This is a genomic window from Candidatus Eisenbacteria bacterium, from assembly GCA_016930695.1.
Taxonomy (GTDB): Bacteria; Orphanbacterota; Orphanbacteria; order Orphanbacterales; family Orphanbacteraceae; genus JAFGGD01.
Genome location: JAFGGD010000053.1, coordinates 36,208 through 59,227, shown reverse-complemented (window position 1 = coordinate 59,227; position 23,020 = coordinate 36,208). Strand labels below are relative to the sequence as shown.

17 protein-coding genes are annotated in these 23,020 nt (G+C 63.4%); 13 read left to right on the top strand and 4 right to left on the bottom strand.

Annotated elements, in window-relative coordinates; genetic code table 11:
• The first annotated feature begins 462 nt into the window (after window positions 1–462).
• The gene (locus tag JW958_12700) at window positions 463–3,198 is read left to right on the top strand and encodes a PHP domain-containing protein (GenBank protein ID MBN1827109.1); all 2,736 of its coding nucleotides are present in this window, start codon (window positions 463–465) and stop codon (window positions 3,196–3,198) included.
• Window positions 3,195–3,806, top strand: coding sequence for a transcriptional repressor LexA (gene lexA / locus JW958_12695; GenBank protein ID MBN1827108.1), 612 nt, complete (start codon window positions 3,195–3,197; stop codon window positions 3,804–3,806). The genes JW958_12700 and lexA overlap by 4 nt, the downstream gene beginning before the upstream one ends.
• A gap of 448 nt (window positions 3,807–4,254) precedes the next feature.
• Here the strand turns inward: lexA and JW958_12690 are convergent, their stop codons facing one another.
• Together JW958_12690 and JW958_12685 are read right to left on the bottom strand one after the other, a co-directional pair.
• On the bottom strand, window positions 4,255–5,397 hold the full coding sequence (locus tag JW958_12690) for a glycosyltransferase family 4 protein (GenBank protein MBN1827107.1): 1,143 nt from the start codon (window positions 5,395–5,397) through the stop codon (window positions 4,255–4,257).
• On the bottom strand, window positions 5,394–6,092 hold the full coding sequence (locus tag JW958_12685) for an NUDIX domain-containing protein (protein ID MBN1827106.1): 699 nt from the start codon (window positions 6,090–6,092) through the stop codon (window positions 5,394–5,396). The genes JW958_12690 and JW958_12685 overlap by 4 nt, the downstream gene beginning before the upstream one ends.
• Window positions 6,093–6,366: 274 nt before the next feature.
• On the opposite strand from JW958_12685, the gene JW958_12680 reads away from it, so the two are divergent.
• From JW958_12680 to JW958_12645, 8 genes are all read left to right on the top strand, one after another.
• The gene (locus JW958_12680) at window positions 6,367–6,942 is read left to right on the top strand and encodes an NUDIX hydrolase (GenBank protein MBN1827105.1); all 576 of its coding nucleotides are present in this window, start codon (window positions 6,367–6,369) and stop codon (window positions 6,940–6,942) included.
• A gap of 454 nt (window positions 6,943–7,396) precedes the next feature.
• A complete protein-coding gene (locus JW958_12675) occupies window positions 7,397–7,543 on the top strand; it encodes a lasso RiPP family leader peptide-containing protein (GenBank protein MBN1827104.1) in 147 nt (48 codons plus the stop codon).
• 116 nt (window positions 7,544–7,659) lie between these two features.
• Window positions 7,660–7,944 carry a PqqD family protein gene (locus JW958_12670; protein MBN1827103.1) on the top strand — a complete coding sequence of 95 codons (285 nt, stop codon included), beginning with the start codon at window positions 7,660–7,662 and terminating at the stop codon, window positions 7,942–7,944.
• A gap of 14 nt (window positions 7,945–7,958) precedes the next feature.
• Window positions 7,959–8,927, top strand: coding sequence for a hypothetical protein (locus JW958_12665; protein MBN1827102.1), 969 nt, complete (start codon window positions 7,959–7,961; stop codon window positions 8,925–8,927).
• A 53-nt stretch (window positions 8,928–8,980) separates the two neighbouring features.
• A complete protein-coding gene (locus JW958_12660) occupies window positions 8,981–9,466 on the top strand; it encodes a lasso peptide biosynthesis B2 protein (GenBank protein MBN1827101.1) in 486 nt (161 codons plus the stop codon).
• 20 nt (window positions 9,467–9,486) lie between these two features.
• Window positions 9,487–10,662, top strand: coding sequence for a nucleotidyltransferase family protein (locus JW958_12655; protein MBN1827100.1), 1,176 nt, complete (start codon window positions 9,487–9,489; stop codon window positions 10,660–10,662).
• A gap of 10 nt (window positions 10,663–10,672) precedes the next feature.
• Entirely contained in the window at window positions 10,673–11,677 is a 1,005-nt protein-coding gene (locus JW958_12650) for an ABC transporter ATP-binding protein (protein MBN1827099.1), read from the top strand.
• The gene (locus JW958_12645; GenBank protein MBN1827098.1) at window positions 11,674–12,483 is read left to right on the top strand and encodes an ABC transporter permease; all 810 of its coding nucleotides are present in this window, start codon (window positions 11,674–11,676) and stop codon (window positions 12,481–12,483) included. Before JW958_12650 ends, JW958_12645 begins: the two co-directional genes overlap by 4 nt.
• Window positions 12,484–12,520: 37 nt before the next feature.
• Here JW958_12645 and JW958_12640 read toward each other — a convergent pair whose 3' ends face one another.
• Window positions 12,521–16,912, bottom strand: coding sequence for an Ig-like domain-containing protein (locus tag JW958_12640; GenBank protein ID MBN1827097.1), 4,392 nt, complete (start codon window positions 16,910–16,912; stop codon window positions 12,521–12,523).
• A gap of 431 nt (window positions 16,913–17,343) precedes the next feature.
• Between JW958_12640 and JW958_12635 the strand changes: the two genes are divergently transcribed.
• Both JW958_12635 and JW958_12630 read left to right on the top strand, forming a co-directional pair.
• Window positions 17,344–19,194: a sulfatase-like hydrolase/transferase gene (locus JW958_12635; protein ID MBN1827096.1), complete on the top strand. Its 1,851-nt coding sequence runs from the start codon at window positions 17,344–17,346 to the stop codon at window positions 19,192–19,194.
• 143 nt (window positions 19,195–19,337) lie between these two features.
• Window positions 19,338–20,951, top strand: a complete 1,614-nt coding sequence (locus tag JW958_12630) for a sulfatase-like hydrolase/transferase (GenBank protein MBN1827095.1) — start codon at window positions 19,338–19,340, stop codon at window positions 20,949–20,951.
• 145 nt (window positions 20,952–21,096) lie between these two features.
• On the opposite strand, the gene JW958_12625 is transcribed toward JW958_12630, so the two are convergent.
• Window positions 21,097–21,345 carry a hypothetical protein gene (locus JW958_12625; protein ID MBN1827094.1) on the bottom strand — a complete coding sequence of 83 codons (249 nt, stop codon included), beginning with the start codon at window positions 21,343–21,345 and terminating at the stop codon, window positions 21,097–21,099.
• A gap of 253 nt (window positions 21,346–21,598) precedes the next feature.
• Here JW958_12625 and JW958_12620 point away from each other — a divergent pair, with 253 nt between their 5' ends.
• The gene (locus JW958_12620) at window positions 21,599–22,984 is read left to right on the top strand and encodes a DUF512 domain-containing protein (protein ID MBN1827093.1); all 1,386 of its coding nucleotides are present in this window, start codon (window positions 21,599–21,601) and stop codon (window positions 22,982–22,984) included.
• The last annotated feature ends 36 nt before the right edge of the window (window positions 22,985–23,020 follow it).

Here is a 23,020-nt window from a genome sequence, read left to right as displayed (position 1 = left end):
AATCCCTCTCGGAGTCCGGGGCGTGCCGCCCCCTGGGTGGGTTCGTGATCGCCACGGAGTTTCCACAAGGGTGCGACCTCGCGCGGCAATTCCTCACGCACCTCGAGAGGTGGGGGCCCCCGTCCCGCCCCTTCTCCTCGAAGGATCACGCCGTCCGTCCGGGGAGGAGGCGGAGGGGATGGCGGGAGAGGGTGAGGGTGCCTTTATCGGTATCGGTGTTGCTATCGGTATCGATTTATCCCCTTCCCTAACGGCTCCGGTACCAAATTTTCTACGAGAGGAGCGGAATGCTCCCGGCATCGAAGGACTCTTTTACCGAAAAACCTCCCGGGGCGGACCTCCGCGTTCGGTTACCCGAACAAATGTAGATTTTTCTCGGACGGACAAAAAAACCTTGACCGTGTGTACAAATGTGTAGTACCTTTTGTGCAGGACGGCGGACACGCCGGAAAGGAGTCCCATTTGAGCCCCTCATACGTCCCGCTTCGGATTCACACACGCTTCTCACCACTCCTGTCGGCGATCGAGCCGGAGGAGGCGGTGGAGGCGCTCGCTCGCGCCGGGTTGGGGGCGGCGGCGGTGACCGATCGGAGCGGGCTTTTGGGAGCGGTTCAAGCGACCTCTTTCGCGAGGGAGAGAGGGATCCGGCTGATTCTTGGCGCGGAGGTGGAGGTCCGTTTCCCCATTCCGGGGGAGAGGGAGAGAATGACCGCCCCCTACACGCTCACCCTTCTCGCGGAGAGTGCGGAGGGAAGGGACCGTCTCGGGCGCTTCCTAGAAAGGCTCCACCGGGAGGATCGCGCGCCGGGTTTCGCCGGGATTGCACGCATCGATGAACTGGCGGAGGCGGCCGGCGGGTGGATCGTGATGACGGGGGGGCTGAGTGGGCCGCTTTCCGGCGCCTATGCCGCCGGAAGGGTGGGAGAGGCGCACCGCGCCGCCGGTCTCCTCGCGGAACGTTTCGATCGATCCCGCCTCTATCTGGAGACCTCTCGGACCGGTTCCGCGCGGGAGAGTCTCGTGGAGCCATTTCTGCGTCGCCTGGAATCCCGATATGGAACGCCGCGCATCGCCGCCGATCCGGTCCGCTACCTTAAGGAAGTGGATCGGAACGTGCTCCTACGGATGCGGGAGAGATTCGCGGGGGAAGAGGGGGAGGGGAGGATCGATCCCCTCCGCGTAGAGGGTGCCTCTCATCTGCCGGGATCGGAGGAGATGTCGCTCCGTTACGCGGACGATCCGGAACCTCTCCGTAAGACGTTGGAGATTTCCGAGCGTTGTCTGCGGGAGTGGGAGAACGTTCCCTGGACGGGGGAACGGGGCGCCGAAAGGGACGAGATGATCCGCGTCGGTCTCCGGGAACTGGGGCGTCTCTTTGGAAAGGAGCCGCGTTGGCGGAGGCGGGAAGCGGAGAGACGGTTCTGGAGTGAACTGTGGAGGTTGGAGGAGAGCGGTCTCCTCCCGGCGGCGGTTTATCTGGCCGAGGCCTTCCGAACAGTCCGCAGGAGCGAGCCGGACGCGGAACTTCACACCTCCCTTCTCTCGGGCGGTTTGATCGGACGCCTTTCCGGGCTCCAGCCGGCTGAAATGGGGGGAGAAGAGGTCCTTTCGTCCATCGATTCCTTCGTGTCCGCCGAGAGGGAGGCGCGGATTCTCGTGGAGGCGGATCCCAAGAGCGCTCTCCTTCTCCCCGGGGTTTTAGAGCGGCGATTCCCCGGCGGCGTCCTTCCCGCCCTTCTCCCTGTCACACTCGCGGAGCGTCTCAACGAATCGGAGGCGGGAAAAGCGATCGGCCCATCGGAAAAAGGATCCGGAACGAACCAAAAACCACCCACCCGACAACCCTTCGACGCGAACAATCGAGGGAACCCGAGTCCGGATCCTCTTTTCGGTGGGAATAAAACGACGAGTGCGAATCGATTCGTGGTCGGCTTCCGCAGGGATCGAAAAACGTTGGTGTGGGTCGAGAGAGGGGTCGACCTTTGGCGTTTTGATCCGGAAAGCCGGGGCGCCGCCGAAGCCGTAGGGATCGCGGTTCATGCATCGACCCTTCTCGGAACGCTACGGGAGAGCGGCTCGATTCCAGGAAATGGCGCCGATCCTCTCTATCTATTGCGCGATGGGAAGTGGGCCGGTCTTTTCGAGGGGAGAAGCGCCGCGATGGCGGCCGGAATGCGCCGTTTTCCTCCTCGATCCGTGTCGGACCTCACCGTTCTCTTGGCGGCGGCCGGAGGGAACCGCCAGTTGACCGAACTTTTCGATCGTATCGTTCGGATTCGTGAGGGAGAGAGACAACCCCCTCCTCTCGCCGCCGGGTTGGAAACGATTCTCAGGGAGACGGAAGGAATTCCCTTCTATCAGGAACAGTTGTTGCAGATCATCCGCTCCGTTTCCGGCGGGGGATGGGAGGAAGCGGAAGGGTTGCTCAGGAAAATGCGGGCCGGAAACGGCGCGGATCTGGCGGGAGATCGCTCTCTCTTTTTGCGCCGGGCGGCGGATCGAGGCGCGTCTCCGGCGCGCGCGGCGAGGATCTTCTCGATCCTTCTCGGCCTCGCTCCTCATGCGGCGAGGAGGGCGGATTTCGAAGCGCTCGCCGCGCGGATCGCGCGCGCCGCGGCGCGCAAGAGCGTGGATCCCGTGCGATTCGCCTGCGCTTCGCTGAACGCGGCGGCGTGGCGGAGGGAGACGCTGAGGGAAAGGATGGCGAGCTACCGCAGAGAGGGGATCCGGCTTCTTCCTCTCGATCGAAACCGCAGTGTTTTCGCTTTTCTCGAGGAAGAGGGGGCGGTTCGCATCGGCCTCGTCGCCGTGCCCGGCATGGACGGGGAAAAGGCGGCGCGTTTCGAGAGAGCGCGGGACCGTGAGGGTCCTTTCCTTTCCAACGCCGATCTACTGGAACGCTTGGCGCGCGATCGGTTCCCGAGGGAGGAGCTGCTTCGGCTCGCGCGCGCCTTTCAGGAGAGTGGCGAGAAGGGGGGAACACTGCCCGTCCCCGCGCGCCGACCTCCCGACAGAGGACGTTCCGTCGTTCCCCGTAGGGAGAGTGCGGCCGCGAGGAGGCTCGCCGGAAGAAACGGAGGGGTTCATGGAAAGAGGGCCGATTCGCAAACCGCGTTCCCCTTCCTCGATCGTGCCGAAGGAGTGGGCGGCCGCCGCCGTGCGGCCGTTCCGTCATCCGGAGAGAGAGAGGTGTCATGAAGGAGCTGACCGAGAGACAAAACGAGATCTATGAGTTTCTGGTCGAGCACTACCGAGAAAACGGTTATCCCCCAACGATCCGGGAGATCGGATTCCGCTTCGGGATTCGATCCACCAAGGGGGTGGTGGATCACCTCACCGCTCTGGAGAGAAAAGGGTATATCCGTAGGGGGCTCGGTAAGTCGAGAGCGCTGGAACTGATCCATATCGACCGGGAAGAGGACGCGAACCTGGTTCCCCTCGTCGGCCGAGTCGCGGCGGGCCAGCCTATTCTCGCCGAGGAGAACATTGAAGAGAAAATCGTGGTCGATCCCTCCTTCCGAAAGGGGGGAGACGAGTTTCTTCTCCGCGTCAACGGGGACAGCATGATCGAAGCCCACATCGACGACGGCGATTGGATCCTGGTTCGTCCGGCTTCCGAAGCGAGAAACGGCGAGATCGTCGTGGCGTTGATCGGGGAGGAAGCGACCGTGAAGCGTTTTTATCGCAAGGGAAACCGGATCGAACTCCGGCCGGAGAACCGAACGATGCAACCGATTGCGGTCGATCCCTCCAGCGAAGAGTTCCGAATCGTGGGGAAGGTCGTCGGTCTTTTCAGGCGGTTTTGAGTATCTCGGGTGATCGGCGCGGCTGAGACGTGAGTTTCGCATCGCTTTTCACGGTATCGTCTCTTGGACGAGCGCCCGGCTCTTTCCTCCGCGCTCGTTTCAACCGAACGGTAGTGCTATTTCCGGACTTCTTTTCACGGTCGTTCGGGTTCTTGCGACCATGAAAGCACGGCGGGAAGTTGGAGCGGGCCACAAAGCGATGGCGGTTTTTCCGGGCTTTTTGTGGTCGTTGAGCTTCTCGCGACCATGAAGGCTTAGCGGTGAGGATGGAACGAGCCACGAATCGATAGCCACTCCCACGAGGTTTTCACGGTCGTTCGGCTTCTCGCGACCATGAAGGCACGGCGGTGAAGTTGGAGCGGGCTTCGATAGCCGTGCGGAAGAGGAATGCGAGTCGGGGTTCTGGACGGAAGGTGATGTTTCTTTCAGCGATCGAGTCGCCGTCCGCTCATCCCGCGCGACGGGAACCCTGCTCCTCAAACTCTCCGTAAAGATGGATCAATTTTTTCTCCTCCTCTCCCCAGTGAAGAGTCCGCGCCGCGTCCAGACATCGTTTTCGAAGACGTCCCAGGTGGTCCGGGTCGGCCGCCAAACGGTTCATCGCGCCGGCGAAAGCCTCCGGAGTGCTCGGCTCGACGATCTCTCCCACGCCGTGCTGTTCGATCAACCGCCGCAGTTCGGGGAGATCGGTGGAAAGGACGGGGACGCCCGCCATGATGTACTCGAAGAACTTGTTCGGCAACGCGTAAAGGAAGTTCAGCGACGCGGCGGTGTAGGCGATGAGTCCGATCGTGGCCGACGCGGTGCGCGAGGGGAGATCCTCGATCGGGACGGCGGGTTGGAAAAGGACCCTTTCCGAGACTCCCGTCTCCCGAACAAGGCGCTCCAGTTCTTCACGCATGCGGTCACCGTCGCCGAGGAGGAGAAGTCTACCGCGCGGGACGAAGGCCATCGCTCGGACGAGAGTTTCCAAACCACGCCCCTCCTGCAGATATCCTTGACAGAGGAAGAGAGGCTCCCCGGGTTTCTCCGTGAAGAGAGGACGCGGAGCGGGGGGAGGATGGTAGACGGGACAGTTGCGGATCACGACGGGCCGGAGGATCCCGTACCGTTTACTCAGTTCCTCGGCGATCGGCTCGGATACGGTCACGACCCGCCGGGCGTGCCGGATCAGTCTTCTCTCGAGGGCGGACCAGATCCTCTTCTCCCTCTCCCGGCCGATGAGAAAATGCGTTTCGGTGAAGAGTTCATGGGAATCGTAAACGACCGGTTTCCGGCCGAAGCGGGAAGCGAGAACGGCGGGGAAAAGAGTGTCCAGATCGTGGGCGTGATAGACGTCGGCGTGGGTGGCGCGCGCCGCCCACGCGGCGCGCAGGAAGTACTCGGCGTACCGTCCCTTGGGAGAGGGCCAGCGATGAAGCCGAATCCGCCGGACACGGATCCCCTCCTCGGTGCTCCACTCCGGCGATTTCGTCTCCTCGCGGATCGCGATCAGGGTGACCCGGTGGCCCGCGCCGATCAGGCTCCGCGCCTCCTTCAACACCCGGTGGTCGTTCCGAAAGGTGTGAAAGAGAAACATCGTCACGTTCACGGGGAAGCCCTTTTCCCGTCGTCGCCCACGGGCGCCTCGGCGGCGCGCCGCAGAATCGGTCTCAGGTTGGGAAAAGAGACGATCTCCCGGGCGTTTTCGGCGGAGAACCAGCGGACGTCACGGATCCCCTCTTCGGTGCGCGGTTCGACGGCGCCTTCCCTTTCCGCTTCGATCAGGTAATAGTGCACCGTCTTGAAGACGAGCCGGCCGTCGCCGCAGGGGAAGGTATAGTCCACCCGACCGATCCGGTCGCGTAAGAGGAGAGGCACCGTGATCCCCGTCTCTTCCCGCACCTCCCGGATCGCCGCCCGCCGGCAGGTCTCCCTACGCCGGATCTTCCCTTTGGGGATCTCCCAACGGAGCGCCCCTTTTCGGTCGAACTGGATCAACAGGAGAACGGAACTCGACGGCGTGCCGTGGCGAACCACTCCGCCCGCGCTCACCTGACGGCGCGTAGGCATGCGGAGATTGAGTACGTGCCTCTCGTGGATCTCGCCGTCGATGCGGAAGTGTTCGCCTTCCCGGCGTATCGGAATCCCCTCGTCGGCGAGGTTCGGGCCGCTCAGAACCAGCTGATGGACCTTTTTGTTCCAACGCCGGCGAGCGTGGGCGGAGGAAGCTTCCCAGCGATCGAAGGCGACGACCGAAGCCGTTTGGGGAAAGAGAGAGCCCGTCGCGCCGCGAAGCTTATCCATCCGGTTCTCCGGAACGGGAACGATGAGGAAAGCGGGGACAAAGCCCCCGTTCGGGAAAGACCAATCGCTCACGGTGAAGGACCCTCCGATCCGGCGGCGCTTGTCGGGCGCGATCGCCCCGCCCGCCGCGCAAAGAGAGGGGGGCGCGTGCTCCGGCGGGACTCGCGACCATCCTCACGAACGTACTGAAGCCGGGCGGGAAAGTCAACGAGACGGCCCATCTTGCGGAAGACCGACACCCTCTCTATACTCCGATTCGTCGCGAGGAGGGAAAATGGATTCGGACTGGAAGGTAATCGAAACGGCACGGGTCGGGGATCACGGCATCTTCACCGTCCGAAGAGACCGCGCGGTCTCGCCCCACACGGGATACCAAAAGGACTACTCCATTCTTGAATGCTCCGATTGGGTGAACGTGGTGGCCCGCACCCCCGAGGGGCTCTTCGTCCTGGTCCGGCAATGGCGCGTGGGCGCGCGGCGGTACACCGTGGAGATTCCCGGCGGGGCGGTGGATCGTTCCGACGGCGGCCCCGAAGCGGCGGCTCGGCGGGAGCTTCGGGAAGAGACCGGATACACGGCGGAGCGCTTCCTTCTCCTCGGAACCGTGGAGCCGAATCCCGCTTTCCAGACGAATCGCTGCTACACCTTTCTCGCCGAGAACACCCTTCAGACCGACGAACTCCGTCTCGATCCCGGCGAGGAGATCGACGTGCTTCTCGCCGGCGCCGACGAGATCGACGGCATGGTGGAGAGGGGGGAAATCGGTCATGCCCTCGTGATCGCCGGATGGTTCTGGTATCGGCGATGGCTGCATCGCGCGAGAGAAGGCGGTGAGGAGAAGCCCCGATAATCCCGGCCCCGCGGAGCGCCGCCCGCCACCGGCGTTCTCGTCGATCCGGTCGCGGAGCGGAACAGCCACGAACACGCGGGTGGGTTCAGGGGGCCGGAGTGGCGAACCGACCCACGCATGTCGGGGGATCCTCTTCACGTCTCTCTCCGCTTCCGGACCAAGGGGGTCGCCCGGCCGTAGAAAGAGGGGAAAGAGGGAGGGGAGGGGAAGCCAAGAAACAACTTCAGGAAAACACCACAACATATAATCATATATACAGATATACGTTCCGGCACAAGAACGTGATTGACAATCCTCTTTATCAGCGTGTAGATTGAAGAGTCTGAAGGCTTTTCTGTTAGGTTATGGACCCCTGAGGCGGCGGGTAAACCTCGGTCCGCCGCTTGATCGCCGAAGCCGTGAGTAAGTTACTCTCGGTAAGGCGGGGGGCACTTGGGGTGGAGTGAAGAGAACCATGGATAGCGTGGACAAGAGAGAGCGGGAATCTTATGAGCGGCCGGAGTTGCTCCGACACGGCAGTCTGAAGGAGATCACCTTGCTCTCGCATGACGCCCTCTACGTCGGCAAGGAAGAGACCAGCGCCAAGCAAACCGGCGGTTGATCTGTTATTCGGTCTCGCGGTCTCGTGATAAGATGGGGAAGCCAGCACGGCAAGGCTTCCCCGTTTTTTACGGGCTCGGTTCGGCGGCGGATATCAGGAAGGGAGAGAGTGCGAAGGTGAAAGTCGGTCCCGACACCGTTATCAAACGATCCTCCAACGTCCCGTGGCGAACGATCGAGGGGAAGGGGATTCTCGTCGATCTGGACAGCGGATTTTATTTCAGCTTGAATCGTACAGGGCAAGTGATTTGGGGCGAGATCGACGGCGGCAAACCTCTGTCGGCGATCGCGCGAAAAGTCGTGGATCGGTTCGAGGTGGACGAGGAGACAGCGCTCCGGGATTGCCTGGAGTTGGCGGAGAGGATGCTCGAACAGGGGCTCGTCGTCACCGTTTCCTCCTGACCTCCGGGTTCCCTATGCAGAACCTTTACCTTTCCCTTCTCGGGGAGCGCATCCGGGTCCGTTCCGCCGACTCCACGATCGTGGAGAGAATCCTCGACGTCGCCCATCAGCTGCGCACCGAACCCTTCGACGATCCTCCCGACCTTTCCTTCCGCTTCCACGTCGAAGACGGCGCACGGGACCTCCCCGACTTCGATCGCATGGAGGAACTGGGCGCGTCCCCCTATCATGATTTCTCCCTCTACGGCGCCGGCGAGGAGGGGTGGATCGTGGTGGACGGAAAGTCGATCGCGAGCTATCGACTCGATCGGGGTGAAGTGGAAGGGAGGATTCATCCGGATCATCTGCCGGGCGGATGGGTGATCGGCCACAGGCTCTTTTTCATTCCCCTGCTCGAATGGATGCGCCATCGCGGGCATTATCCGGTGCACGGATCCTGTTTTCGGGTCGACCGGAGATGGGTGGTGGTATCGGGCCCGAGCGGCGCCGGCAAGTCGACGGCCGTGCTTTCGGCCATCGCCGCGGGGGCACCCTTCGTCGCAGACGACACTCTCTTTGTCTCCCTGGAAGAGGAGGCGATCCGGCTCGATTCCTTCCCCGAGTCGGTGAAGGTCGGCAAGGGAACCGCGCGCTTCTTCCCGGAATGGAAGGAACATCTCGTTCCCTCGGGACGCAAATTCCTTCTTCCCGAAGAAAGGCTGCCCGGTCCGGGCCGACGCACCGGCGTCACGCCGAGCCTGCTTCTCTTTCCGGAAATCGTGAACCGGGCGAGAAGCGAATTCGAGCCGCTCCCCCCGCATGAGGCGATGATCCGGCTGATGCCCCAGTCCGTTCTGCCGGCGCGGCGGGACGCGATGGAGAGGCACATCCGGATCCTCTCGCGGTTCGTCGAGAGCGTGCGTTCTTATCGCCTTCTCTTCGGAAGGGACCTACGGCGGCTTCCGGAGAGGATCGCCGGGCTGCAGGAGGCGCCCTCCGGGTGAGAGGCGGGGGAAGGGGGGCCGGTGGGGCGCTTCTCCCCGGGGAGGAAGATCGGATGAACGAGCGCTCAACCGAGGAAACGCCGGCCCGCCTGGAGCGGCTGATCCTCGAGCAGCCTCTCCCCGCTCGCGTGCTCTTCGATCCGGAGAACTTCCCTTTTCTCCTGCGCGCCGCCTGGGAGGCGATCCGCCTACCGGTGTTGCTCTCTTTTCGGCGCGTGGAGGCGCTCTACCCGCCCCCTTCCACGAGCGCCGCGCTCCCCTTCGACGTCGAGAAGGCGGCCATCGCCGTCGCCGTCACGGAGGGTCTTCTGCGCGCGCGCTGGTTCCCCTTCCGAAGAACCTGCTTGCGCCGCGCGCTGATCCTCGCCAATCTGTTGCGCGGGAGCGGCCTCGAAACGGAGATCGGTTTCGGGGTCAGCCCCGAGCGCGCCGATTTGCAGGGGCACGCATGGCTCGTTCTCGGCGGCGAACCGTTCCTGGAGAGGGGAGAGGACCTCGCGGGATACACCTGCGTGTTCACGCTCCCGCGCCGCGAATAACGGGAAGAAGGGTAGGACCGATGCGCAGGCAAAGGGAGGCGGAGTTCCTGCTGGAGTTGCTCCGGAAGAAACCGAATTCGGATCATCTCCGGGAGACGCTCTCCCGGGACCGTTGGTTCGACTGGGATCTTCTCGAGGAACTCCTTTTCTGCTCGCGCACCGTTTCTCTCGCCGCTTCGATTCTGGCGGGCGACGAACCGATCCGTTCCCTTTTCCCCGACGCGCTCGCCGGTCGGATCATCGGCGAAGGAGAGCGCGCCGCGTTTCGTTCCCTGGTCAAGGAGAGCGAGTTCGACGAGGTGACCGGCGCGTTCCGGGCGATGGGGCTTCCGCACATCGTTCTCAAGGGGCTTCCTTTCGGCGCGCGGTATTTCGGCGATCCCGCGCGGCGGGACGTGAGGGACCTGGACCTGCTCATTCCCCCCGAGAGCCTCTCCTTGGGCGAACGGGTACTGCGCCGTCTCGGCTATGACCTGTTCGAGGGAGTGCAGTCGCGGGCATGGTACAGGCGGCATCACTTCCACTTGGTATTCGTGCGCCGTCGCGCCGCTCTGGAGGTTGTGGAGCTTCACTGGAACCTCCTCCCCTTCCCGGTGAATCGGAACGTCGACACGGCGGAACTCTTCCGCAAGGGGAGAGAGATCCCGTTCCGGGGCGGCGAGATCCGCGTGTTGAACCCTCTGGACGAGGCGGTCTTTCTCTGCGCCAGCCTCCGACTCGACCAGTTCACGTCGTTAAAGAGGATCGTCGACCTGGACCGGGTGCTCGAAGAGGGAGGGGAGGTGAACCGCGACGCTCTTTTGGGGCGCGCCCGGGAGTGGTCGATCGAGGAGGAAGCGCGCACGGCGCTCTTCTTCCTGGACAAGTTTCGCGGCGACAAAAGGAGGCTGCGCGAGGCGCCCCCGCGAATCCGCCGTTTCGCCTTCCGTTTCCGTTGGACCGACTTTTTCGGCATCAAGCAGGGACGTGTGGTTCGCCTCCGCCTCTGGTGCGGGTATCATTTCGGATATCGGCGTCCGGCGGTTTTTCTCTTCCGGCTGCTTTTTCCGGACGAGACGTTTCGCGCCGAGGTGTATTTTTCCGAGGAGAGCCGGCCGCCCTTCGGCTCCCGGCTCCGTCGTTTCTTCGCCGGGCTCTACGCTTCGGGCGACCTGATTCTTCACCTGTTGATCGCCTGGTTGCGTGCGCCACGCTGAGAGGGAACTCATGCCGGCCGTCCGGGTCCGAAACCTGACCAAGTGGTACCCGATCCGCCGCGGACTCGGCGAATGGATGCGCGCGCCCTTCCGGCGGTCCCGTCTTCGCGCGCTTCACGAAGTCGGCTTCCAAGTGGAGGAAGGGGAGATCGTCGCCCTCCTCGGCCCGAACGGTTCCGGGAAGTCGACGGTGCTGAAGATCCTCGCCTCGCTGGTTCTTCCCACCGAGGGAAGCGCGGAGGTGCACGGTTTCGACGTGACGCGGAGGAGTCTGGAGACCCGCGGCCGCATCGGCTATTGCATGAGCGAGGAGCGCAGCTTCTACTACCGCCTGACGGGGCGGCAGAACCTCCGCTTCTTCGGACGGCTCCTCGGTCTCCCGCCGGAACGGATCGAGAGAGACCTGGAGGACGCGGCGGAGCTGCTTCGGATCGGCGAGATCGACGACCGTTTCATGACCTATTCCACGGGCACGCGCCAGAAGCTCTCGGTGGCGCGCGCCCTTCTCGGGGGCAGGCCGGTGCTCCTCCTCGACGAGCCGACCCGCGGACTCGACCCTTACACCGCCGGCCGTTTTTTGGAGAGGATCCGTTCCATCTCCCGCGAGACGGGGAGGGCGGTGCTGATCTCCAGCCATGACCTGGGGGCGGTGGATCGAGTGGCGGATCGTCTCGCCTTTCTCCACAAGGGGGAGCTGCTCGCCTGCGGCGAGCCGGAACAGATCCTCGGCCGTTTCGACGTTCCCATCCGTATCGACCTGGAGGTGCGCGGGCCCACGGCGGAATGGACGGAGCGGATCGCCTCTCTCCCGGGCGTGCGGGGTGTCGATCCGCCGGACGGGAGGGAGGGGGAGACGCACGCCTGCCGCGTCCGGGCGGATCGGGAGGGTTTCCGAGCCTCGGCGCTCCTCGAAGCGGTTCGCGCGTCGTGCGATGAGATCCTTCGCATGGAGATGGGCCGGGGTTCGCTGGAGGAGGTTTACCGGCGGTTCGCCGAGGAGGAGGACCGGCGATGAAGATCGCGCGCCCGCTCGCTTTCCTCCGGAAAGACCTGCAGGTAACGACGAGCTACCGGCTCGCCTTCGGCATGCAACTCCTCGGGATCGCATTCACGCTCACCCTTTTTTACTTTTTATCCAAACTGATCGATCAGACGATGAATCCCTATCTCGGGAAGTACGGCGGGGACTATTTCTCTTTCGTGCTGATCGGCGTGGCCCTCTCGAATTACCTCTCCACCGGGCTGAACGCATTCTCCTCGCGGATCCGGGACGAGCAGGTGCTGGGAACGCTCGAGGCGGTCCTCGCGACGCCCACCCGTTTTTCGACCTATCTGCTCTCGTCGGCGATCTGGAGTTTTCTCTGGGCTTCTTTTCAGATTCTGATCTACTTGCTCCTCGGCGTCCTCTTCTTCGGTCTCGAGATGGAGCATCCCAATCTGCCGGCGGCGCTTCTTTTCCTGGGCCTCACGGTGATCGCCTTCTCCAGCCTCGGCATCCTGGCCGCCAGCTTCATCCTGGTGCTGAAGCGCGGGAACCCGGTGAATTGGGTCTTCACTTCCCTCTCCCGGCTGTTGGGGGGCGTCTACTACCCGGTGATGATTCTCCCCGCTTGGCTGCAGAAGGCGGCCTGGGTGATTCCCCTCACTTACGCGCTGGAGGGGATGCGCATGGCGCTCCTGACCGGCGCGGGGATCGGCGAGCTGAAAAAGGAGCTGGCCGCCCTCTTGATCTTCACCGCCGCCGCCCTGCTTCTCGGCATTCTCTCGGCGCGCTTCGCCATACGGAAGGCCCGGCAGGACGGCACCCTCGGCCAGTACTGAGCCTTCGGAAGACGAAGGCCTCCCCGGAATCCCGCGATCAGGGGACCAGAACGACCTTGCGAGTAAAAGTCTCCGCGGGGGAGCGGAAGAGGACGAAGTAGGCGCCCGGAGAAACGGAGCGGCCGTTGACGTCCCGCCCGTCCCAATTCCGGTCGTATTCGCCGGGGGAGCGGTGGCCGTTTTCGAGCACGGCGATCCTCTCGCCGCGGACGTTGTAGACGCCGAGCCAGACGGAGCCGCCGGGGGCGGCCACCCGGTAACGGATCGAGGCGCTGCTCCGGAACGGGTTGGGGCGGGCCGGGAAGAGGGCGAAATCGACGGGCGCGTCGGTCCCACCGCCGTCGTCCGGATCCAAGCCCGGTTCCTCATCGTCGTCCGTGTCGAGATGGAACTCGATGGGCGCCTCGCATCGGTCCGTGACGACGCCGGAGGAGCGGAGCGTGCGGAAGAGAGAATGACCGCCGGCGAAGTCGTCCATTTCGACGCCGCAGAAGCGCACCTCTAAAAGAATATCGCCGGCGGGGCGGTGCGCGCCGACGGTGTCCACCACGAACAGGCGAATCTCTTCCTTCCCGCTCGGGAGCCGATAGACCGCGGGACCCTTCCAGTGAATTCCCGCGACCGGGTCGACGGGATAGACGCCGCCCGTGGGATTGGGAAGGGAGATCTCCAACGCCCTGAGGGAGTCGATGCTTCCCGCGTAGAGGCTGAGCAGGGTGGAGGTCGACCCGGCCGCGCAGGACGGATCGAACTCTTCCCGACCGATCCAAAGGGGGAGCTCGCCGGGCCAGGTTCCTTCGGCCGGCGGGTCGCCGCACCCTTCGCCCCATGCGGCGGCGAGCGCCTCCATGTCGAAGAGATCCGTCGTGCCGTTCCCGTCCAGATCGGAACGGAAGGAGCCGCCCGACGCCCGGTCGGCGAGGAGAAGCGCCGCGTCCTCGAGTCCGGCGCGGAGATCGCCGTTCGGGTCCGCCGTGGCGATCGCCGCCGTGTCGGCGACGGAAAAACGCGCGAGGGAGGAGGTCGCCTCGATCGCGAAAGATCCCCAACCGCCCGCGCCGCCCGCGGGGAGGGCGATCTCGGCGGGGAGAGGGACGTGGAGGTCGAAGGTTTCCGCCTCGCCGCCGCAGAAGAGGAGCGTCGGATCGAGGGGGCGGAAGGTGACTTGGAGAGACTCGGGCCCGATGGCCGGGAAGGGATCCCCGAGGGAGTCGTGCGGGGTGACCGTGAAGCGGATGGAGTCGGCGCGCGCGCCCTCCGGGCCGTCGGCGCGGGCGTCCGTCACGACGATTCGGTAGAGGGCCGTTTCCACGGGACCGGGATCTACCGGCCCGCGCACGGTGACCCAAGCGGTGTCCGCGGCGTCGCCTCGGGTCGCCGTCACCCGCGCCCTCCCCGGCGCGATCGCGGTGAAGAGACCTCCGCCGTCGATCGATCCCACGGAGTCCGTCCCCGCCCAGGCCACGGATGTGTCGATCGGGTTGCCGAGCCGGTCGGTCACCACGGCGTGGAAAAGGATCGTCGAGTCCGGTTCCGTTTCGGCCTCTCGAGGATCGATGGCGACCGCCGCCGGCGCGCCGGGGGTCACGGTGACGGTGGTCGTTTCCCGGTGGGCTCCCGCGTCGGCGATCACGAGCGCTTCGCCGGCGAGGAGAGGGGTGAAGACGCCCGAATCGTTCAGCGCCCCCGCGCCTCCTTCGAGGATCCAATCGGGGAAGACGGCGAGGGTCTCTCCGGAGCAGGAGACGCCCCGCATCGTGAAGAGAAGGGTCGAATCGGCCGAAACGGTCGGGCGACTCGGCTCGAGGATCCAGGAGACGACGGCGGAGGAGAGGACCCGCAAGGGAACCGAGTCGCGGACCGCGCCGCATGCGGCGCGCACCCACCCTTCGCCGACGGCGACGGGGCGGAGGAGACCGGCGGAGTCGATCGCCGCGACCCCGTCCGTGACGGACCAGAGCACCGTCCCCCCGGTCGGATTCCCCTTGAGATCGAAAAGATCGCAGGTAAAAGAGATGGAGTCGCAGAGTCCCATCGCCGGGGAGCGGGGCTCGATCCGCGCGAGAGCCGGCGCGCCGGGCGCGATCCGGAGGGGGGAGCGCGCTTCGAGGGCGCCGAGCGTCGCGATCACGAAGGTCGAGCCGGGGCGTTCCGGCTCGAGATGCCCGGCGGAGTCGATGGACGCGATCGTGTCCTCCACGGACCAGGCGACGGCGGTGTCGATCGGGTTCCCCAGGCCGTCCCATGCCCACGCCTCGTAAAGGGCCGAGTCGTCCGTGGTGACGGCGAGACTCTCCGGCAGGACGAGGAGCGATTCCGGGTCGCCCGCCGTGATCCGGATCGTCGCGTACGCCTCCAGATCCGCCACCGAGGCCGCCACGGAGAGCGAACCGGGGCGGAGGGCGAGGAAGAGCCCGCCCCCGTCCACGACGCCGATCGAATCGACGGCGCTCCATATCGGCTCCACCTCGACGCTGTTCCCCGCCTGGTCCCATCCCTCGGCGTCGAATCGGAGGGTGTCCCCCGCCTGAAGGATCGCATAGGGGGGCTCCACGCTGAGCTCGGCGGGCGGGCCGAAGTCGCAGAGGACCGCGAGCCCGTCGCCGTCCCCGGGTATGCCGTTTCCGTTTCCCGGCGGGAGCCAGAGCGTTTCGCCGGGTGCCGAGGAGTGTTCCACCGAGACCGAGAAGAGGAGCGAGTCCGGCCGCGGGAGGGAGGGAGTGCCGAGGAGCAGGCGGAAGTGGACCGGTTCCGGTCCGTCGGCGGTCTGGGCGAGCGCGATCCGGACCACGTTCTCTTCGCGGGAGGCGGCCGCGGTGAGGGGGGCGCCCTCCCTCTCCGCGCCGGCGAAGGAGAGGAAGGCGATTCCCGCGGGGAGGAACAGGTCGGCGCGGTCCCATCCCGATCCCTTCCCGCTCGTGTCCTCCACGGCGACCGAGAGTGTGCAGTAGAGCGCCGGCGTGTTCACGATCCAGAAGGCGGGGTGCACCTCGGCGGCGCCTCCGTCGGCGACGCGCGGGTCCGAGAGGAGGAAGGGGGCGCTCGTCACCGTGTCGCTGAGGCCGGAGGTGTCGGCGGCGGTGAGATGGAAGACGCAGCTCTCCCCCGCCTCCCCGTCCACGGTCCACCAGGTGAGTGAATCGCTTCTCCCGAAGAGATCGATCCTCTCCGGGAAGGTGGCGCCTCCGTCGCGGGAGAGGCGCAGTTCCACCTCGAGAGGGGCGGCCCCGTTGGGGTCCTCCGCGCTCCAGCGGATCGGGATCGCCTCGCCGGGGACCGCCGTCTCCGGCGTCTCCCCGTGAAAAGCGACGTGGGGGCGCAGATCGAAGATCCCCCGCTCCAGCTGCGGGTAGACCCGCACCCTTCCGCCCGTGTACTCGCGGACGAAACGATCCAGCCCGTTCGCGGTGTCCCGCACCGCCTCTCCCGTCGGCGTTCCCAGGTGGGTCCGGAGCGTGTCGTACAGGTCGAACCACCAGAGGGTCGAACGGATGATTGGCACGGGGTCGTCCTTCCAATCGACCGTGTTCCCCCATCCGGTCATCGTGTACCAGCCGTCGCCGAGCAATGCCGAACCGAGCGTAAATCGAAGATATTGAGGTAACATTGGGTGCGGATAAGGCTCGTCCTTCGTGGATAGGCGGTACGGATCATAATCGTGTGGAGAGACGCAATTGAGTGTGAATCCACCGGAGAGACGGCGTGGTTGATCCGAGTAGTCCTCCTGACAAGACAGGTAGCCTTTTTTCGAATTAAGCATACTCCCTTCCCACCCCACACCATATTCGAATGGAAACTCTTCAACATAGCGACCGTTCAACCACTGGTACGCTTCGAGGGGTGGGGCTCCGTTAAACGTAATTAATCGTTCCGGTCCGAGTTGTCTTCGTAGCGTGGTCGTGAATGTGTCAACGCCCGCACTCCATGCCTCGAGAAGATCCTCGCGATTATCCGGAATACCGTCTTGATTGGTGTCGATAGAATCCAAGCCGGGGAGCGCACGCTCCAACATATTATTCATATAGTAAACACTGCTGACGATTGCATCTAACCGTATCCCGTCAAGGACATCGGCGTTTTCCATAAAAAGGGAATCGGCGATGAATCGTGCATAGGCCCTGGCCATGTCGTTATGGATATAGTTGAGCCTACCGTTGTCACATGTCATCTCTACGCTCTCTTGGCGGACCAAGTCCCCGTCTACGTCCCGCAAAAGCCAGTCATCGTCGTGTTCCGCCAGCAACGCGTCCCATTCGGCCTTTCCCGGCAGGTCTTGATTGCCCCAATTCGAACAATAGAAGCTGCATACCACGTAGAGCAGAACGACGAGATCGGGATTTCTTTCCCGAAGAACCCGCAGGGAGTCGATGTAACCTTTCTCTCCGTCCAGGGCCCACGTGCCTATTTCGATGATGTCAAAACGGTTCATGCGTGTAAAATCGGATTCCTCCAAGCGGAATTTCAGAGAGCCGTATATCAGTGGATATCGATCCATGGGGGGGACACGAGCGGAATCGGCGCTACAGGGAGAGGCGAGGGATAGCAATAGAATCCATAGAAGTCCAAACAGGAAGAGCGGACGAACACCACGATCGAGCAGTCGCGCACCTAGGCGAGAAAAATCGCATTTTGCGGAAATCGATGTCGACCGGCGCGACCGCCGGAATCGAAACATATTGTGTTCCAACACGTTTGCTTTGTCCTGCTCTTGGGGGGGTCCGTGATGACTCTTCGTCGCAAGAAATAAGCCACTTACGGATCGTGGTGTGCGTAGAAAAGAGCGGGGTGAGAGGGGAGTCGAAAAGCTGTCTTTAAAGCGAGTTAGGAAAACCGTATACTGTTTCGCATTGGGGGTGTTTGATGCGAAATCGCCTGGATTGGCTAATAGCCGCCCTTTTGGGAGCCCTGTCGGGAGTTGTTGTCGGTATACTATGGACCCTTCTATTCAACCCCCGTTTGCTCATCGCTTACTCCATATCCACTTCGGTATACGGATTGATCGGAGGCATATGCGCCGCGCTCACCGCCATCGTATTTTCTAAGTTTCTTTCGGAGAGATGGACCATAAGGATAGCCGGCGGGGGATGGGCGGCCGTCTTTATCGGTCTTGCTTTGGGCTATTGGTTGAACAAGTGGTTTCTTGCCGGGGAACCCTTTCGCACTCCGAAAAGCCTCGCTTGGGATTCGGTGGTTTTGCTCGTCTCGATACTATCGGGCTTTGGCCTCGCGTTTCCTTTCTCGAGAATGATGGAAAAACGAGACGTAATCGGAAGGAGAAGGCTGCGGAACCGGCTTCTCGTCACGATCTGCCTGGTGCTGGGAATACCGTTGTGTACCGTTCCCCTAATCCTCTCCGGGCACGAAAGGGACGGCGCTTCCCGCGCGACCGATAAGATGCCCTCTGTGCTCCTTATATCAATTGATGCTCTGCGGGCGGATCATCTCGGGTGCTACGGCCACTCTCGTTCGGTTTCTCCACGCGTGGATCGGCTTGCCAAGGAAGGAGCCCAGTTTTTGCAGGCCTTTTGTCCCGTACCTTCGACGGGACCATCGCACGCCACGATGCTCGCGGGTATAGCACCGCAAACCCACGGAGTTCGTGAGAACGCTTACACATTAAGTGATACATTCTTCACCATTGCGGAAATGCTGCGTGATGAAGGCTACGAAACGGCTGGTTTCGTAACCAATCCATTGATCGGGACACGCTTCGGTTTCAGTCAGGGTTTCGATACCTACGTGGAATCAGGCCACGTAGAAAAGATAACGTCTTGGAAATCGGGACTCCTTCTCCAAACACTCTTGGCGAAGGAAATATACGATAAACTCGCGTATCAGTATCTTGGGGCAAAGGATCAGACTCTTCTCTGTTTGGAAAAGTGGATGAAGCGACGGAAGGACAAACCGTTTTTCATATTTCTGCACCTGCTCGACCCGCACACACCCTACACGCCTCTGGAGCCTTTTCTACGCATGTTTCCAGCGGAACCGATACGTGACAGGGATCTACTCTGGATTCTTCAAGGGAAAGACGAAGAATTACTGGCCAGAAATATATCGCAGTACGATGGTGAAGTCGCGCAGACGGATCGGAAAATCAATTCTCTTTTCCGGTTTCTCGAGGACCGCGGCTTAATGGAGAACCTCATCATTGTCTATACGGCCGACCACGGGGAGAATCTTGGTGACCACGAGCCCTATTTCGCGCACCACGATGTTTTCGATTCCGGTTTGCAGGTTCCTTTGATTATACGATGGCCAAGAAGAATCGACTCCGGAATGCTCATAGAGGAAATGGTTGAGAACCGCGATATCGTACCCACCGTTCTCTCCATGGTTGGACTGAAGGTGCCGGCATGTGTAGAGGGGAAAGATCTGACCCCATTATTCGATGGCTTGCGGGCGCCGCCGAGACCATATGTAATTGCAAACTCGGGTAAGCGATACGGACTGAGGAACACCGAGTGGAAGGCCGTGTACGACTTTGCTTCGAATGAATCTTTCCTGTTCGATATAAGGAACGACCCGGGAGAGAGAGAAGATCGAGCCGGAACCGAAAATGACCAGGCCGAGGCCTTGATTCATACTCTTCGGGGCGAAGTGAAACGTCTCGAGAAGGGGGACTATATCTCCATCGAGGAGGATTCGAAGATGGAGGAGATGGATCGGGCTATGCGCGAGCGCCTGCGGGCTCTCGGATACCTCGACTAGCGAATTGGTCCTCTCTCGTCGTTTCCGCTTGGACGGAAGAGTGATCCCGATTATACATCTAGGTAAAGGCTGTTTTGGAACGAATCTGTCCGGCTCTTTTCCTTGCGGACGTTTCGCTTCTTGACTCACGACGGGAGATGAAAGTGACCGAGCAGAGAGAGAGTATCGCGAATGAACCGGAGGAGGATCGGGCGGGGCGTACCTGGCCCTTCCTTCTCGCCATGGGCGCGGCCGCGGGCGCGGCCGGGGCGCTGCTCCAGCTCCGTATGCTACGTTTCGGCGGCGTCGGCGCGGACCAGGCGCTTCTCTTCTGGGGGTTCTTCCTCATCGCGGGCGTCCTCCTCACCCTGATCGGCGGCGCGCTCGTCCGGCTCGTGTTCGCCCGCGAGAACGTTTCCCGGGCGCTCCGGGTCGGCGCGGCCCTCGTCGTGCCGGTGGTCGTCCTGGCGATCTTCCTCCCCTGGAACCGGCAGCCGCGTCCCAACGTGCTCCTCCTCGTCACCGACGCCACCCGAGCGGATCACCTCTCCGTCTACGGCTACGACCGCGACACCACCCCCTTCCTCCGGGAAATGCCGTCGATCCGTTTCACCAACATGGTTTCCACCGGCTCGCACACCATCGTGACCACCCCCTGCATTCTCGCCTCCTGCTACCCGAGCGAGCACGGGATCCGGGGGTATTCCGACGTGCTCTCCGACCGCTTCACGCTGATCTCGGAGTATCTGAAAGGGGCGGGTTACGCCACCTACGCCTACGCCACCAATCCGCACATCCGCCCGGGGGTCGGTTTCGGCCAGGGGTTCGATACCTTCGGGCACGACCCGGGCTGGCGGAACACGCCGGCGGGAATGGTAAACGACAAGTTCCTGGAGTGGCTCGACAACCAAACGGTGCGGCCCTTCTTCGCTTTTCATTTCTACGTGGACCCCCACAATCCCTATCTCTCTCCCCCCGAGTTCCAGCGCCTCTTCGATCCGGAGTGGGAGAGCGGGCCGGTGAGCGATTGGAAGCACGAGCTGGGCGAGCCGGAGCCGCGTACCCTCTTCAACCTTCTCGCCCAGTACGACGGCTCCATCGCCTATTGGGACGCGGAGCTTCGCCGGTTGGTCGGCGAGTTGGAGAGAAGGGGCGAGTATCGAAACACCCTTCTGGTCTACACCTCCGATCACGGCGAGGAATTCTGGGAACACGGTGAGTGGGGGCACCAGAGAACGCTTTTCGAGGAATCGATCCACGTGCCCCTGATTCTATCGATCCCCTCTCCGGTCCGTTTCCCGCCGTTGGGCCGCACATCCCGGACGGTGGAGGAGGTCGCCTCCAGCGTGGACATCGTTCCCACGATCCTCGACATCGTCCGGATCGAACCGGACGGGAACGTGCGCGGTTCGAGCCTTCTCCGCCTCGCCCTCGGAGGCAGAGAGTCGGGTCCGGAGCGGCGCGCCTACTGCGAGGAGATCCTCAACCAATACGGGCCGTACGATATGCGGGGCCTGCGCTCGAAGGACCGGAAATACGTGATGACTTTTACGTATGAAGGGGCCAGGGATCTGGACGACGGCTTCTACGACCTCCTCCGGGACCCGGAGGAGACCCGGAACGCCATCCGGGACCTGGCCGAAGAGGCGGCGGAGCACCGGAAGATGCTCGCCGCTTTGGTCCGGGAGATCTCCGGGCGCGCGCCGGCCCGCGTGGACACCGTGGAGATCGATCCCGCCACTCGGGAGGGGCTCCGTGCCCTCGGTTACCTGAACTGATCGGAGGCGGCGCTTCTTCCGCCCGCAATCGTTTCCGCCGGTCCGGGGCGGCCGTCTTTCGCGAAAACCGGAAAAAAGAATTCGGCGGTGAGCCCCGAGGGGCTCACCGCCTTTCGGCGAGGGGGGGGGACGGGACGGAGAGAAACTAGATCGCGCCGCCCAAGTAGGCCCACCGGGTGGCCCAGCGATAGAGAAGGAGCAGTTGGTACCAGAAGAGATTGTTGGCCCAACTCACCGTTCCCCGGTTCTCCTGAATACCGGTGGACTGGTCTCCCAGGACGGAGCTGTGATGCGAATTCGGCTGCGCGTCCCGCACGCTCGGCATCTGGCCCGCGAATACGGTGTAGGGAACCAAAAGCAGCACGAGCATGACGAGAGCGATCGTTTTCTTCATCGGTCGTTACCTCCTCTTGACCACATGGTGCGAATCCCGTTGATTCGAGGTTGTACACGGCTCCAACGCAAGGCGCGTGCCAAGGAGAGAAGCGCCGGAGGGCGATTTCTGAATCGATGATCCTTGAAGCGGTTGCGCGCGTGGTCCGCCGCCGCCGCCGCCGGGGACCCCGGGCGGCTGTTCATTTGTTGGGCGTTCGACCCGAATCGTATATCTTTTGAACAGCCTTTTTCGCAGATGGGAGGGGGGCGTTTTGCAGAAAGCGATGGATCGGCGGTCCGAGCGGCCGAATGACGGAGCGCCGCCGCCGGGGGTCCTCGTCGAGGATGTCCCGGTCTCTTCCCGGGCGGGCCGGGCCGGTTTTCGCGCCGGGGACCGCCTTCTCGAGGTGAACGGACGCCCCGTGGAGGATCACCTGGATGTGCGTTTTCACGCCGCCCTCGGCGATTGGGAAGCGGTCGTGGACCGCGAGGGGAAGAGGATCCGTGTGCGGGTCCCCGAGGGTCCCGACCCCCTCGGAGGCCTGGTGCTGGAGGAGTTCCGGCCGAGAACCTGCGGCAATCGCTGCATCTTCTGCTTCGTCGACCAGCTCCCTCCCGGCGTACGCCCCTCGCTCCTCGTGAAGGACGAGGACATCCGGCTCTCCTTTCTGCATGGCAACTACACCACGCTTTCCACCATCCGGGATCGCGAGATCGAGAGGATTCTGGAACAGCGGCTTTCCCCTCTTTACGTTTCGGTGCACGCCGTGGACGAGGAGGTTCGCGCCCTTCTCCTCGGAGTCCGGCCCCGGCGGCCCCTTCTCCCGGTTCTGGAGAGGTTGCTGGCGGGGGGGATCGAGGTGTGGGGGCAGGTGGTGCTCTGCCCCGGCATCAACGACGGCCCCGTGCTCGAGGACACGGTCCGGAGGCTCGCCGCGCTCCATCCGGGTTTCCGCGGCGTCGCCGTCGTCCCGCTCGGTCTCTCCGGCCATCGGCGCGAGGACGACCGCCTGCATCCGGTAACGCCGGACGCCGCACGCGCCGTGCTCGAGACGATCGACCGGCTCCGAAAGGAGATAATGCCCCGTCTGGGGACCCGCTTCGTCTTCCCCGCCGACGAGTTTCTTCTTCTGACGGGGACGCCGATTCCTCCGGCCGATGCGTACGAGGATTTCGGCATGCTCGAGGACGGCGTGGGCATGGTCCGCGATTTTCTGGATCGCTTCGACGACGCCGTCGATGGGGTGTCCCCCGGGGACGGCCCGGCGATCCGGGAGTTGGCGGTGGTGAGCGGAACGCTCTTCGCCCCGGTGTTGGAGCCCCTCCTCCGGCGGGCGGAGAGGGGGACCGGCGCCCGCGTTTTTTCGATCCCCGCGCCGAACGGTTTTCTGGGCGGAGGCGTCACCGTCGCCGGTCTTCTCGCCGGGCGGGACGTGGCGCGCGCCCTGGCCGCGGCGGGGGTCCGCGGAGACGCGGCGATCCCCGCCGAAGCGATCTCCCGCTCGGTGGGGCTCTTCCTGGACGACTGGACGCCGGAGCGGACGGCCGCGGAGGCGGGAGTGGAAAGACTCCACATCCTCCACGGCCCGGAAGACCTGATCCGTCTCCTTCGGGAGGGGCGCGTTTCGGAGGAAGGGGCGGGGAGCTACCCGGCCTGAACCGACCGGGACACGGCGTTTTTTCCGGTTGTCGCT